Annotated in this window: 14 protein-coding genes; 10 read left to right on the top strand and 4 right to left on the bottom strand. The window is 36.1% G+C overall.

Annotated elements, in window-relative coordinates; genetic code table 11:
- The first annotated feature begins 170 nt into the window (after nt 1-170).
- From rnr to tsaB, 6 genes are all read left to right on the top strand, one after another.
- A complete protein-coding gene (gene rnr / locus C1631_RS18425; protein WP_103248478.1) occupies nt 171-2,324 on the top strand; it encodes a ribonuclease R in 2,154 nt (717 codons plus the stop codon).
- A gap of 273 nt (nt 2,325-2,597) precedes the next feature.
- The gene (locus C1631_RS18430; RefSeq protein ID WP_103248479.1) at nt 2,598-3,284 is read left to right on the top strand and encodes a LysE family translocator; all 687 of its coding nucleotides are present in this window, start codon (nt 2,598-2,600) and stop codon (nt 3,282-3,284) included.
- Entirely contained in the window at nt 3,281-4,210 is a 930-nt protein-coding gene (locus tag C1631_RS18435) for a S66 peptidase family protein (protein ID WP_103248480.1), read from the top strand. Before C1631_RS18430 ends, C1631_RS18435 begins: the two co-directional genes overlap by 4 nt.
- Nucleotides 4,211-4,252: 42 nt before the next feature.
- Nucleotides 4,253-4,624: a YraN family protein gene (locus C1631_RS18440; protein WP_103248481.1), complete on the top strand. Its 372-nt coding sequence runs from the start codon at nt 4,253-4,255 to the stop codon at nt 4,622-4,624.
- 95 nt (nt 4,625-4,719) lie between these two features.
- Entirely contained in the window at nt 4,720-5,469 is a 750-nt protein-coding gene (locus tag C1631_RS18445) for an SDR family NAD(P)-dependent oxidoreductase (RefSeq protein WP_103248482.1), read from the top strand.
- Nucleotides 5,470-5,552: 83 nt separating this feature from the next.
- On the top strand, nt 5,553-6,224 hold the full coding sequence (tsaB, locus tag C1631_RS18450) for a tRNA (adenosine(37)-N6)-threonylcarbamoyltransferase complex dimerization subunit type 1 TsaB (protein WP_103248483.1): 672 nt from the start codon (nt 5,553-5,555) through the stop codon (nt 6,222-6,224).
- Between the two features lie 61 nt (nt 6,225-6,285).
- Here tsaB and porW read toward each other — a convergent pair whose 3' ends face one another.
- From porW to C1631_RS18470, 4 genes are all read right to left on the bottom strand, one after another.
- On the bottom strand, nt 6,286-8,883 hold the full coding sequence (gene porW, locus C1631_RS18455; RefSeq protein WP_109713663.1) for a type IX secretion system periplasmic lipoprotein PorW/SprE: 2,598 nt from the start codon (nt 8,881-8,883) through the stop codon (nt 6,286-6,288).
- 148 nt (nt 8,884-9,031) lie between these two features.
- On the bottom strand, nt 9,032-9,595 hold the full coding sequence (locus C1631_RS18460) for a Maf family protein (protein WP_103247699.1): 564 nt from the start codon (nt 9,593-9,595) through the stop codon (nt 9,032-9,034).
- A 2-nt stretch (nt 9,596-9,597) separates the two neighbouring features.
- On the bottom strand, nt 9,598-10,116 hold the full coding sequence (locus tag C1631_RS18465; protein WP_103247698.1) for a KdsC family phosphatase: 519 nt from the start codon (nt 10,114-10,116) through the stop codon (nt 9,598-9,600).
- On the bottom strand, nt 10,106-10,855 hold the full coding sequence (locus C1631_RS18470) for a Rossmann-like and DUF2520 domain-containing protein (protein WP_109713665.1): 750 nt from the start codon (nt 10,853-10,855) through the stop codon (nt 10,106-10,108). Before C1631_RS18470 ends, C1631_RS18465 begins: the two co-directional genes overlap by 11 nt.
- A gap of 180 nt (nt 10,856-11,035) precedes the next feature.
- Here C1631_RS18470 and C1631_RS18475 point away from each other — a divergent pair, with 180 nt between their 5' ends.
- The 4 genes from C1631_RS18475 (at nt 11,036) to C1631_RS18490 (ending at nt 13,788) form a co-directional block, all read left to right on the top strand.
- Entirely contained in the window at nt 11,036-11,587 is a 552-nt protein-coding gene (locus C1631_RS18475; protein WP_109713667.1) for an RNA polymerase sigma factor, read from the top strand.
- A gap of 17 nt (nt 11,588-11,604) precedes the next feature.
- Nucleotides 11,605-12,150: a hypothetical protein gene (locus tag C1631_RS18480; RefSeq protein WP_103247697.1), complete on the top strand. Its 546-nt coding sequence runs from the start codon at nt 11,605-11,607 to the stop codon at nt 12,148-12,150.
- Between the two features lie 9 nt (nt 12,151-12,159).
- Entirely contained in the window at nt 12,160-12,669 is a 510-nt protein-coding gene (locus C1631_RS18485; RefSeq protein WP_103247696.1) for a hypothetical protein, read from the top strand.
- Between the two features lie 99 nt (nt 12,670-12,768).
- Complete coding sequence (locus C1631_RS18490; RefSeq protein ID WP_123966739.1) at nt 12,769-13,788, top strand: hypothetical protein; 1,020 nt, start codon at nt 12,769-12,771, stop codon at nt 13,786-13,788.
- Nucleotides 13,789-13,904: the final 116 nt, after the last annotated feature.

Consider the following 13,904-nt stretch of genomic DNA (forward strand, 5'->3'; position numbering starts at 1 on the left):
TTATACAAAACTAAAGCTCCCGTTATAAATAAATAGCAAGGAAATTGCTAATGAATTACGATAGCAAATCAAATAATAAAAATTGAATTACCTTTATATTATTATAGAGAGAAAAAATTCAGACTGGGTTCAATTTTGAAAAGGACCTAAAACAATTTAAAAAATTTAGAATGCCAAAAAAAAGAAAATATATAAGTCATAAAAATGATTTAAAGATGATGGAGATCGGGAGACTGATTCTCCGTTTTATGAATGCAAATTCATCCAAGATTTATAATTATAAACAGATCGCAGATGGGATAGATTACAAGAACCCAAGACAGCGGGAACTTGTCATCCAGGCACTGCATAAACTTCAGGGTTCCGAAAAAATTAAGGAAGTCGAAAAAGGAAAATATATTGTGAATTTGAAAATCGCCGGAACCCTTACCGGAATTATCGATTTCAATCAAAGTGGCAATGCCTACGTTAAGGTGGAAGGACTGGAAGACGATGTCTTCATTCATGCGAAAAATGTAAAGGATGCTTTACAAGGAGATAAGGTTCTTATTATAACTTATCATTATAAAGGAAAGAAACTGGAAGGTTCCGTTTTAGAAGTTTTGGAGAGAACCAGAACTGAATTTGTAGGAACTTTTCAAAAGGTTGCCCACAAAGATTTTGGCTTTGTTGTTTGTGATAAAAAATCAATCAATACCGACATTTTTATTCCCAAAACAAAGTTTAATAATGCCGAAGATGGTGACAAGGTTATCGTAAAAATGACCGAATGGAGACCGGGAGATAAAAACCCTGAAGGAGAAATTATCCAGGTATTGGGGGCTCCGGGAGAACATGAAACAGAGATCCACTCTATCCTCGCTGAATATGGACTTCCTTACGAATTTCCACAGGAGGTGGAGCTGGATGCAGATAAGATCGACAGAAGTATCACGGATGAGGAAGTCGCAAAACGTTGGGATATGCGTGACATCTGTACTTTTACCATAGACCCGAAAGATGCGAAAGACTTTGATGATGCCCTGTCTATGAGAAAACTGGAAAACGGAAACTGGGAAATCGGTGTCCATATTGCCGATGTTTCTCATTATGTAGTTCCGGGAACAATTCTGGATGATGAAGCATATCAGAGAGCTACATCGGTATATTTGGTAGACCGAGTGGTACCTATGTTGCCGGAGGTGCTGAGTAATGATGTATGTTCACTTCGTCCCAATGAGGATAAATACACTTTCTCTGCGGTTTTTGAACTGAATGATAAGGCGGAGATTCAGAAACAATGGTTTGGAAGAACAGTCATTCATTCTGACAGAAGGTTTACTTATGAGGAAGCACAGGAGCGCATTGAGACAGGGCAAGGAGATCTGGCTGAGGAGATTAACACTCTTGACGGACTTGCGAAGATCATGCGTAACGAGCGGATCAGAAAAGGGGCAATCACATTCGACAGAAGTGAAGTACGATTCAATCTGGATGAAAATAATCAACCGATCGGGGTATATTTTAAAGTAAGTAAAGACTCTAACCACCTGATTGAAGAATTCATGCTTCTAGCCAATAAAAAAGTATCTGAATTTGTTTCTTTGACCAGAAAAGGTGAGATTACCAATAATACATTTATCTATAGAGTTCATGATGATCCGGATCCTGCAAAATTAGAAGCGTTAAGAGACTTTGTTTCTACCTTCGGATATAAAATGGACCTTGCCAATACCAAAAAAGTAGCAGAGTCCCTGAATAAATTACTTCATGACGTAAAAGGTAAAGGTGAGGAAAATATGATTGAAACACTGGCGATGAGAAGTATGAGTAAGGCGGTGTATTCCACAGAACCTATCGGACATTATGGTCTTGGATTCGAGTATTATAGCCACTTCACCTCTCCTATCCGCCGTTATCCCGATTTACTTGCCCATCGTCTTCTTCAGCATTATCTGGATGGAGGAAAATCTCCGGCAAAACAGGAGCTTGAAGAAAAGGCAAAACACTGCAGTGCTATGGAAAGACTTGCGGCAGATGCAGAAAGAGATTCTATTAAGTATATGCAGGTAAAATTCATGGAAAAACACCTTGGTGAAACATTTAAGGGTGTTATTTCCGGGGTTGCTGAATTTGGTTTCTGGGTAGAAATCCCTGAAAATGGTGCTGAAGGTCTGATCAAGTTGAGAGACCTGGTAGATGATTCATATATGTATGATGCAAAAACTCATGCTGTATACGGAATAAGACATGGAAATAAATACCAGTTGGGAGATGAAGTACAGATTAAAGTGGTGAAAGCCAATTTAATTCAAAAGCAATTGGACTTTAAGATTGTTGATTAAATTAACAATCAAGTTTAACTATACAAGAGGTTGTTCCAAAACAGGAATGACCTCTTTGTTATTAATGAGCTTTAGACTGATTAGATATCTTATCTCTGTTTCATTTTCTATAACTCCTTCCCTTTCCGGGATTCCGCCTTCCTTCCAAAAAATCTTTTCCTGATCCCGGGTCAAAATAAAGTTGATATATCACATCTTTATTGAATAATTAAATCATAAAGTATAACTTTGTATGAAACGAAATGAATTTTTTTTCATTTTAAAATTTATTAAATGCTTGAACTTGTACTATCTGCCATTATATTAGGATTCATGCTGAGTCTGGTTTTTATAGGACCTATTTTTTTCCTTTTAATTGAAACCAGCTTTTCCCGAGGCCCAAAACATGCCTTATCACTGGATCTTGGAGTTATCACTGCAGATTTACTATGTATTGTAGCAGCCTATTATGCCAGTGCTGATATTGTTACTTTAATTGATAAACATCCGGGGTTTTACAGGATTACTTCTATCCTTATTTTCGTATACGGAATTGTAATGCTGGTCACTAAAACCAAGATGCACATGCCCGGTGAAGATAAGATCATAAGCCAAAATTATATTAAAACTTTTTTCAATGGTTTTTTCTTTAATCTTTTAAATGTTGGAGTCATTCTTTTCTGGCTGGTAACGGTTATTTCTGTAAGGAATCAATATCCGGACACCAGTAGTTTTATTTTATATATAGGCATTGTGATCGGAACCTATCTTTGTATTGATCTTGCTAAAATATTTCTTGCAAAACAATTTCACGATAAACTTACCCAGAAACTGGCCAACCGGATCAGAAGAATTGTTGGTGTGATTCTTATTATTTTCAGTTTCTTTATCTTTTTACAGAGTTTCAAAAAGTTCAATCAATTTGATAGAAGACTTGAAGAAGCCGAGAAAAAAGAAGTAAAATATCAAAAAACAAAATGAAAAAAATAATCTTTCCAAAACCCCTGAAAAAAGGGGCCAAAATTGCCGTAATTTCTCCCGCGGGAGCAGTAGAACCTTCTCAGCTGGAAAAGGGAATAAAAATGATTAAAAACAAGGGATTCGAACCCGTTTTGGGAGAACATCTTTACACCAGATTTTCAAACGGCTACAATTATGCAGGTACAGAAAAGGAAAGAATAAAGGATATCAACTGGGCTTTAAATGATAAAGAAATCAGTGCAGTCTGGGCCTCAAGAGGAGGCTATGGTTGCCAGCACCTGATTCAGCATCTGAAGCTGAAAAATTTTATTGAAAACCCAAAATGGTATATCGGATATTCTGACAATACCGTTATACAAAGTTACCTGTTGAAAAAAGGCGTTGCTTCCATTCACGGACAAACCATAAAAACATCAAGCTTTGGAGTGACTGACGAAAGTTACAATCTCATCTTTGATATCCTGAAAGGGAAAACGCTAAAATACAGCTTACCATCTCATGCACTTAATAAAAAAGGAAATATTGAGGGAGAACTTATCGGAGGAAATTTAGCCCTTATCTATGCCCTTTTAGGAACCTCCTACTCTTTTGAGTTTAAGGATAAGATTTTATTCATTGAAGATATTGGAGAAAATTATTATGCATTAGACCGAATGATCATGAGCCTTGAGCTCGCTGGGGTTTTTAAAAAAATTAAGGGACTTATTGTTGGTGGGATGACCAATATGGGGGATGAAAAAGACAATAAAGACTTTGAATCTAGCTTTGATAAATTTGCCTATAAACTAATATCAGAAAGACTTTCCAGATATAAATTCCCTGTTGTTTTTGGTTTCCCTAATGGGCATATTAAAGATAACAGGCCTCTTGTTATTGGTAGCAAAACGAAGTTGAATATCGCTTCAAAAGTAAAAATCGAATGGTAGCTCACTCCTGCTTTCAAACTCAATAACTCTCCCACTTCAGCTATGGCAGATCATAATGATTTTGGAAAAATTGCAGAAGATATGGCTGCGGAGTATCTTCAAAAAAATGGCTATAGAATTCTGGCCAGAAATTTTCGTTTTCAAAAAGCAGAAATCGATATTATTGCTGAAAAAGATAATCTGATTATTGTTATAGAAGTGAAAGCCAGATCTACAGATGTATTTATGCTACCGCATGAAGCGGTTACCAAAACCAAAATAAGATCAATTGTTTTGGCTGCTAACCATTATATGGAAGAATTTAAAAAAGATAATGAAGTGAGGTTTGATATTATTTCCGTTCTGCCGGATGAAAATAAAAATTTAAGTATTGATCATATTGCCGATGCTTTTCAGGCATTCGACGCAAATTGACCTTAAAAAATATAGTAAATAATGTATCAGTTTAGCAATCTATAAGTGTTACAATAATGATCACACATTATTACATCAAATAATTAATTCGTTTTATGAAGACAATATTAATCACCGGAGCGACTTCCGGAATAGGAAAATCCACCGCAGAATTATTAGCTAAACAGGGAAACAGAATCATCCTTTGTGGAAGAAGAATTGAAGTGTTGGAATCATTGAAAGCAGAGTTATCTCAATATACCGAAATATTTAGTTTAGTGTTTGACGTTAGAAATCTGGAAGAAGTTGAAGCTGCCATTAACTCCCTTCCTGAGAACTGGAAAGATATTGATGTTCTGATCAATAATGCAGGTAATGCACATGGTTTAGATCCTCTTTCTGCGGGAAAGACGGATGACTGGGATTCTATGATCGATGGAAATGTTAAAGGACTTTTGTATGTTTCCAAAATGATCATCCCACTCATGAAAACTAAGAATTTAGGTCATGTCGTTAACATCAGTTCTGTGGCAGCAAGACAAACTTATGCAAACGGTGTGGTGTATTGTGCTTCTAAAAAAGCAGTAGATGTAATTTCGGAAGGAATGAGACTTGAGCTTACCGAGTTTGGAATCAAAGTAACCAATATTCAGCCAGGAGCTGTGGAAACAGACTTTTCGATGATCAGGTTCAAGGGAGACAGCGAAAAAGCAGCCCATGTATATGCAGGATATGAACCTCTGAAGGCAGAAGATATTGCTGATGCTATTGCCTATTGCATCAATGCCCCAAAACACGTTACCATTGCTGATATGACAATCTATCCAAGCGCACAGGCTGAGCCCAGAACAATCTACCGAAAGTAGTATCAAAATAAAGGATTAAATTTGCAAAAATTAGAAAGTGATTTTGTCTATACCAATTTCACGATTTAGCTTAAAACAAAAAAATGAAAATTCTATATCTTGAAACCTCTTCAAAAAACTGTTCAGTAGCAGTATCAGATAATGAAAGACTACTGTGCCTCTGTGAGGAAGTTTCTGAAAATTATAAACAGTCTGAAAGCCTGCACACCTATGTGGAATGGGCACTGGAAGGAGCAGGAATTTCACTTAAAGAAATTGAGGCTGTTTCTTTGGGAAAAGGGCCAGGTTCCTACACCGGATTAAGAATCGGTGCCTCTTCTGCAAAAGGTTTCTGCTATGGACTGAAAGTTCCTCTGATTGCGGTAAATTCTCTGGAAAGCATGATAGAGCCTTTTTTAGGACAAAACTATGATTTGATAGTGCCATTAGTCGACGCGAGGAGAATGGAGGTGTATACGGCCACGTATGACGGTCAGACAGGAAAAGAAATTTCTGAGACCGAAGCCAAAATTCTGGACGAAACTTCTTTTGAAGAACTCAAAGATAAAAAAGTGGTATTCTTGGGAGATGGTGCCAGGAAGGCTAAAGAAATTCTGAACCTCCCGGATGCAGATTTTAAAGAGGATGTTTATCCTTCTGCCCAATATCTCATCAAAAGAACTCTTGAAAAAATTGAGAATAAGGAAGTGGAGGATATGGCCTATTTTGAGCCATTTTATTTAAAAGACTTCCATGGGGTAAAAAAGAAATCATAAAGTAGGGTAGAGGTATTGTCTATAAAAATAAAAAGCGAAGATTTTTTCTTCGCTTTTTATTTTATTGTGGTTTAGCAGGAGCATTCGAATTATTAGGTTTTTTTGGTGCCTGCTGTTGATTATTATTTGGTTTTTGTCCCTGTTGATAACTTGGATCCAAAATCTGCGAATTGTTTGCTTCTCCCGGTTTTTGAGGAGAATTATTCATCATCTGGGAATTATTATTGAGCTGCTGATTCTGATTCGGCTGATTTGGCATTCCGGGTTGTTGAGGTATAGTATTTCCCTTATTATCGGTTGCCTGGAAGCTAAGATCACTTTTCAGATAGTTGAGCATTTCCTTAGCCCTTATGCCTTCAGGTGTCTTTGAATAATTGAGGGCAATTTGCTCAAGCTGTAATATCATGACTTCTTTGCCACTGGATTTACCCGCATTGAAAGCATTCAATAAATTAAGTTTAGGAACCAGTGCATCTTTCGGATACTTTTGAAGAACCTGATCTATTACCTGTATGCTTTCCCCGAATTTTTCCGATTCATATAATGCATATGCTTTTTTATACTCATTTTCTACCTCTTCTGTTGATTTTACGAAAGAGTTATTCTTAGGATTTCTTGCAAACTCTGCATATGAAGTATAAGGATAATCGGTTAAAAGAATTTGTTTGGCCCGCTCGGAAATTTGCGGGTTTTTCTCGTAGTTCATGGCAAAAATCTCATATAAAGCCTGAAGCATTACCTTTTCTTCCGGTTTTACATCTACAAGATCATATAACGTTTTTGTCGCCAGGGGAGTATTGGTAAAATAATTCTGATACATAATACCAAGCCCCAGAGAAGCCGTATCTCTATCCTTTTTTAACTGGCTCAGTTTTCCCTGATCTGTAGGAATCTGCTCAATATAAAAAGCCGGCTCAAAACGTCTTGGATTAGGAGCAGAAGTTACTCCCAAAGCTTCATTTTTCAGATCTTCAATAGACGCCATTTTTTTAGAATATCGCCAGTTATCCGAAAGCCCTCTTTCTCCCCAGATTTGTTTAAACGAAGAAGTTCCTTTGCTTACCGTTCCGATATTACTGAAATAAAAACCTTTAGTGGTCACCCCAAAATCTTCGAATGAATTACCGCTTTTAGCAAAAAGGGAATTGGCATTGTAGTCTCCGGTATCAAAACCTTTGCTTCGTTCTGCACGTTTTCTTTCCAATTCTTCTTTTTCTTCTTTGGCTTTAAGTTTCGTAATGTATTTGGCAAAGAAATCAGTTCTTTGGCTATCATTCATCTTAGCCAGAGAAAGAATACTATCATTCTTTTTGATCAGATAATAATTTTTTGATATTTTCTTGATGTATTCGGACTGATCTTTCAATAGAATCTTAGACGGCTCATAGGTCATCACAACAAGTGCAGAATCATAGTAAGCACCGGCACCGATATAATCATTTTTCTCAAGGTAGCTTTTCCCGATTTCATAATAAGCCAATCCACGTATTTGCGGATCTGAAACCTTTTCAAATAAGGATTTTCTGAAGAAATCCTGTGCCTCGTCCTTTTTTCCTGCTTTATTGGCCATCAGTCCCAGAGCATAGTAAAACTCGTTTTTTCGGGAAGCATAAGTTCCTTTTTTGCTGATTCCCTCCAGATAACTTTTTGCCCCATTATAATCCCCTTTTCCATTGAAAGTTTTCGCAATGGCAATTTGAGATTTTACTTCAAATTCAAAATCATTCGCATATTTGTAGGCAGCAGTATAGCTTTCTCTTGCTTTATCATTTTGTCCCAGGTTTTCTGCTACCTGGCCCCTCAGATACGCAATTCTACTTTTGAGTTTTCTATCAGAGTTCAGGTCAAAAGCCACATCAAGCTCTTTGGCTGCCTCTTCTTTTTTCCCTGCATCCAACAAGGATTCTGAATAGTAGATACTCAGTAGTTTTGCATAGCTTTTATTGATATTTTCCCCTTTCAGTTTAGCAAAAGTTTCATGGGCTCTGTGATAATCTTTGATTTTATCAAAAGCAACTCCCTGGTATATTCTGGCCAATGGAACTCTCTTATCATCTTTCATATGAGTGAAAACATAATTGAGGGCATCCAGTGCCTGAAGCGGCTTATTTTGATAAATTCTTGACTGCGCAAGGATGATATAAGCATCAAAGATTTGTTTATTCTTCTCTTCACCGTTTCTGGTAACTGAGTACTTATTAATTGCTTTCAGTGCCTTTGCTTCCGCAATTTCCAGAGTGGTGGCTCCTTTTGTTGGTCCCTGATCACCATTCTGACCTCCCGGGGCATTGTTGTTTTGGTTTTGGCCTGGCATCCCGGGAATATTAGGTATTCCAGAATTGCCTCTTCCTGACGGTTTGTTGGCAACTTCAGCCATCTTCATCGAATTCTCGGCAAAAGCTGTAGATTGTCCAAGATCACTTCCTAACGGTTGCTCTTCAAAGGTAAGAATAGAGATATAGGGAGCATAAAAATTATCTTTATGTCCTTTATCCCGGTTCGTAAACTCACTGTTTAACGCATCTTTAGCGTTAAAAAGAGTGTTGTAATATGTGGAAAATCCTTTCAGTAATTTGGATCGCTGCTCCGGCTTCTTTGTTTTCGTAGCACAAGAAGCAACAAGACATATGACCAGAAGGAACAAAATATTCTTTTTCATTATTCAATATAACTGGCTAATCTGCTTTTTATTATCAGCAGTTTGATGATTTTGTAAAAATAATAAAATTTTATAATGAATAATATTTATATTTCTTCCGGAAATATTTATAAATTTTCATAATGTTCATGAACAGCCTCCATGATGTTTAAACCGCAGAAATTTCCTTCAGAATTTTGTAGACAATATGAGTGGGAAGACCCATGATAGTATAAAAACTCCCGGACATTTGGGTGATTTTAGCCATTCCCAACCATTCCTGAATGCCATAGCTTCCTGCTTTATCAAAAGGCTTATAGTTTTCAATATAAAAAGCTATTTCATCGTCGGTTATTTCATCAAATGTTACCTCTGCAACATCTGTTTCTGTATAGGTTGTATACTGGGTTTTTATAGTAATTCCGGTATAGACCTGATGCGTTCTTCCGGAAAGACTGCGGAGCATATTTTGGGCATCAACCTGATCTTCGGGTTTTCCAAGTATTTGGTTATCAATAGCTACAACGGTATCTGCAGTTAATAAAACCTCGTCCTCCGTCAAAACTCTGAAAGTATCTGCCTTTAATTCTGATAAATAAGCCGCGGCTGATTCGATTTTGATATGTGCCGGGAGAAGCTCTTCGCAGTCAATTTTTACTACTTCAAAATCAAAACCAAGTCCTGAAAGAAGTTCCTTTCTCCTTGGTGATTGCGATGCTAAAAGTAATTTCATAATTATACAGATTGAGTATTATCATCGTGCCAGTTTCCCTGAACTTTCATTACCTGCTCAATGACGTCACGTACAGCGCCGGTTCCCCCTTTTTTAGGAGAAATATAATGAGAAATTCCTTTTACTTCAGGGACCGCGTTTTCCGGGCATGCCGCAATCGCAGAGTTTTCCATAATGTGGATATCCGGAAGATCATCTCCCATTGTCAGAATCTCCTCGTTTTTAAGATTGTATTTCTTCTTAAAATCTTCAAAATCTTTAAGCTTATTATGAGATTTCGGATAGTAATCCTGGATTCCGAGGTAATTGATTCTGTGCTTTACCATTTCATCATTTCCACCGGTAATAACGCCTATTAAATAATTGTTTTTTAATGCTTTAACTACTGCATAGCCATCCAGTACATTCATAACTCTACACATGTTTCCTCCGGGCATCAGATAAACACTGCCGTCTGTGAAAACTCCGTCCACATCAAATACAAATGCTTTGATATCTTTTAATTTCTCTTTATAGCTCATACATTTTTTGAATAGAATGATTCATTGTTTTATAAATATCAAGACTTTCGTCTTTTAATAGCTGCTCGTGTAATTGTAAAACTCTTATGTCATTTCTTACTGCAGGTCCGGTTTGTGCCAGCTTAGGCTCAATTTCATGAATTTTCCCGACCGTTTCATCAATCAGGGGTAAAAAATAATGGAAAGGAATGTTCTGGGAATCAGAAATTTCTTTGGCTCTTGAAAAAAGATGATTTACAAAATTGCAGGCAAAAACGGCAGTCAGATGAATATATTTTCTTTTTTCATGATTGCTTTTCATTACATTTTCTGAAATTTGAGAGGCAAGATCAAATAATATTTTTTGATCCTCCTCATTTTCAGTTTCAATGAAAAACGGAATTTTTTCATATTCCAGTTCTTTTGATTTTGAAAATGTCTGTAATGGATAAAAACTTGATTTTCTGTATTCTCCCGCTAAAGCTTCTTTGGGAAGGGAGCCTGAAGTATGGGCAACCAGACAGTCTTTTTTTGTAATGATTTTAGAAACTTCCTCTACAGAATTATCACTTACGCAGATAATATACAGATCTGCATCTTTCAGGGTTTCTGTGGAATAAGGAATGTTTATTTCTTTAGAAATAGTGCTCAATTCTTTTTCGTTCCTGCCAAAAATCTGGGCTAAAGGAATACCTTTCATTGTAAAAGCTTTAGCCATATGATAGGCTACATTTCCGGAACCGATAATTACAGTTTGCATCTAACAAATATAAGATTTTAAGTCGAGTTTTAAAAAGGAAGCCCAGAGAAACGACCCGGGCTTTTACATAGGCACGTTTATTGCGTAAGTGTCTGATATTATTTTGATATTTAAACTAAAAAATGATTAAATAATTTAACTTTCAATTACTTTTGTAATCTAAAACAGTGACAGGCACCTATGAAGATTAAGGACACGGAAATAATTTCGTTGATGCAGAATCCACGGACCCAGGATAAAGGTGTCCGTGCCTTGATGGATGCCTATCAAAGTAGATTGTACTGGCACATAAGAAGAATTATCGTAGACGGAGATCTTGCTCAGGATACCCTGCAGGAGACTTTTATAAAAGCTTATCAGAATTTTCATCAGTTTAAAAATGATAGTCAGTTGTATACCTGGCTGTATAGAATCGCTACCAATGAAGCTTTACAGCAGGTCAACAAAATGAATAAAATGAAAAAGACGGATGAAGATGCAGAGTATCATATGCAAAATCTTGTAGCCGATAATACAGAAGGAAACGCCGAGGAAATACAGGTTTTGTTGCAAAATGCAATACAAAGCCTGCCGGAAAAGCAAAAACTTGTATTTATGATGAGGTATTATGATGATTTACCCTACGAAGAGATATCTAAAATTGTAGATATGTCTGTAGGCACACTAAAAACTAATTATCATTATGCCAAACAGAAAATTGAAGAGTATATTAAAGAAAATTACGAAAGATAATTTTTGACAAAACAAAGATGAAAGAGTTCAACATAGAAAAACTAGAGCGTAAGAACATTTACACAGTTCCTGATAATTTGTTTGATAATATTCAGGATAAGGTTATGAACGATATAAAGACAAGTAAAAAAGCACCTGTCTTTAAGCTAAACTGGATGTATGCCGCAGCGGCATCACTGGCGTTGATCTTTGGTGCAACTTATGTTTTCAATTCCGATAATAACAGCCCGGTGGAAGAGAATCTGAACTCTAAAACTACCTATGCCGTTAATAAAGGCGAACCTAGAAACGAAAGCGAAATAGCCTATGAAACTTTAAAATCTGATTTAACTTCTGTTGAAAATAGCAATCAAACAATTGAAAATCAGAAAAATAATTCTACATATGCCGTTAAAGACGGAAATGGAGATGAAAAAACAACAGGATCGTCCACATCGGTGAAAACTGTTACAAAAAAAGAAGAAACCCAAATGAATGATTATCTGGATTCATTTTCAAATTCTGAAATTTCAGAATTGGCAAGCAACTCGACTCAGGATGTTTATTTGGATTTATATAATTAATAAAGAAAGATGAAAAAGATAATATTGACGTTTTTTATTATTTATGGTTTTGGGCTGAATGCTCAGAGATCTGACTATGACTGGAAAAAGATGGATCCCAAACAAAGAAAAGAGGTCATCAATAACCTTTCTCCGGAAGAAAGAAAAGATCTTCTTAAGAAGTTCAGAAATAATATGATCATGGATAATCTGAACATTGATCAGAGCGATAAAGCAGAATTTACACAGCTTTATAACGAATATCTGGAAAGTCAGAAGCAGATAAAAAGTCAGTTTGACCTGAAATCTGATCCTGAAAAATTATCAGATGAAGAAGCTAAAGAGAAATTGCAACAAAGTTTTGATTTAGGGCAGAAATTATTAGATAACAGGAAGAGATATGCAGATAAAATGCAACAGGTAATACCCTGTCAAAAAGTTCTGAAATTGTTTCAATCTGAAGGGATGATGAGAGATAAAATGAATGAAAGAAAACCTCACGGAAGTTACAATACTCAGGGGCCTAGACAAAGCCCATAATAGTTTATTTTTTTAATGTTGGACGGCTCTCACAGAATTTTCTGTGAGAGCCGTTTAATTTTTACAACAAAAAAATTACTTTTACAGGAAAGTTTACATATGAAAAAAACTCTTTTCTTTTTATTGTTTTCGGTAGTATTATTGGGTCAGAAAATAGAAACTATTGATCTTTCGAAATCTATTAAAGACGGTAAAAACTCTATCAAAAGCTTCACGGTGATCGATCAAAGAGCAGAGCAGGAGGTTGGAATGGTCATGTCTCATCAGGATGAGGTAAAAATCAGGTTTGAAAATGAGGCCGGCAAAGACATAAAAGATTGGTTTTATAAATACAATACAGTAAGAGGGAATAATGATATGGTTCTTTTGCTGGAAAAATTAAATATTTCAGAAGATAAAAAAGAAAAATACTCTATCGGCAGGTTGGAATTAAAGGCAAGTACTTTCATTAAGAAAGAAGATGGCTATCATTTTATGGATAGAAAAGATACAATAGTTACGGTTTCATCACGTACAACACCTTATATAGGACAAAATTTAGCAAGAAAGACGACTTTGATTCTTACGGATCTGTTTAAAGAATCCTATAAAGCAACACCCTGGGAAATTAGTATTGCAGAAATCGATCTGCCGAACTATACTGCTGTATTAAAAGAAAAACTTAGTATTTTAAAAGCAGACGAATTAAAAGACGGGGTTTACAAAGACTATTATAGCTTTTTTACCCACAATCCTGAGCCCGGGTTTATTTTGCAGACGAATGATAAAGGCATTGTTACGAAAGCGGTAAAAGGAGAGGAAAAAAAGGCAATCAGAAATTTTTATGCTTTCGTCCACAACGGGATGGCCTTTAAAAATATCCCGGTAGGCTATACAGAGATTTTCAAAAATGAAAACGGTGTTTTTATTGAAGTAACAAAATCTGATTTGTTCCCTGAAGCTTCTGCAAGTGGAGTCACGATCGGTGCAGCGGCAGGAGGTTTGGTTGGAGGCATTATTGGTGCAGTTATAGACGTAAGTTTATCAAATAAAAAGAAGAGTACCTTAGGACCCAAAGTGTATCTCGATCCTTTTACCGGCAATTATATCTTACCTGAAGACTTTGATAAAACAAAATAAGATGATTTCAGGATAAGTTCTTCCGACATAAGCAGTTTAGAAGCCGGGAGTTGAAAAAAGGGATTGTGAAGATCAAAGAACAACTATTTATCTGTATCAAGATAAAATTAATTGTA

This window comes from Chryseobacterium phosphatilyticum (genome assembly GCF_002899825.2).
GTDB classification, from domain to species: domain Bacteria; phylum Bacteroidota; class Bacteroidia; order Flavobacteriales; family Weeksellaceae; genus Chryseobacterium; species Chryseobacterium phosphatilyticum.

What these genes read in the sequence shown, in the direction of transcription:
- rnr (WP_103248478.1), top strand. Translation starts at nt 171, where the DNA reads ATGCCAAAAAAAAGAAAATATATAAGTCATAAAAATGATTTAAAGATG.
- C1631_RS18430 (WP_103248479.1), top strand. Translation starts at nt 2,598, where the DNA reads ATGCTTGAACTTGTACTATCTGCCATTATATTAGGATTCATGCTGAGT.
- C1631_RS18435 (WP_103248480.1), top strand. Translation starts at nt 3,281, where the DNA reads ATGAAAAAAATAATCTTTCCAAAACCCCTGAAAAAAGGGGCCAAAATT.
- C1631_RS18440 (WP_103248481.1), top strand. Translation starts at nt 4,253, where the DNA reads ATGGCAGATCATAATGATTTTGGAAAAATTGCAGAAGATATGGCTGCG.
- C1631_RS18445 (WP_103248482.1), top strand. Translation starts at nt 4,720, where the DNA reads ATGAAGACAATATTAATCACCGGAGCGACTTCCGGAATAGGAAAATCC.
- tsaB (WP_103248483.1), top strand. Translation starts at nt 5,553, where the DNA reads ATGAAAATTCTATATCTTGAAACCTCTTCAAAAAACTGTTCAGTAGCA.
- porW (WP_109713663.1), bottom strand. Translation starts at nt 8,883, where the DNA reads ATGAAAAAGAATATTTTGTTCCTTCTGGTCATATGTCTTGTTGCTTCT.
- C1631_RS18460 (WP_103247699.1), bottom strand. Translation starts at nt 9,595, where the DNA reads ATGAAATTACTTTTAGCATCGCAATCACCAAGGAGAAAGGAACTTCTT.
- C1631_RS18465 (WP_103247698.1), bottom strand. Translation starts at nt 10,116, where the DNA reads ATGAGCTATAAAGAGAAATTAAAAGATATCAAAGCATTTGTATTTGAT.
- C1631_RS18470 (WP_109713665.1), bottom strand. Translation starts at nt 10,855, where the DNA reads ATGCAAACTGTAATTATCGGTTCCGGAAATGTAGCCTATCATATGGCT.
- C1631_RS18475 (WP_109713667.1), top strand. Translation starts at nt 11,036, where the DNA reads ATGAAGATTAAGGACACGGAAATAATTTCGTTGATGCAGAATCCACGG.
- C1631_RS18480 (WP_103247697.1), top strand. Translation starts at nt 11,605, where the DNA reads ATGAAAGAGTTCAACATAGAAAAACTAGAGCGTAAGAACATTTACACA.
- C1631_RS18485 (WP_103247696.1), top strand. Translation starts at nt 12,160, where the DNA reads ATGAAAAAGATAATATTGACGTTTTTTATTATTTATGGTTTTGGGCTG.
- C1631_RS18490 (WP_123966739.1), top strand. Translation starts at nt 12,769, where the DNA reads ATGAAAAAAACTCTTTTCTTTTTATTGTTTTCGGTAGTATTATTGGGT.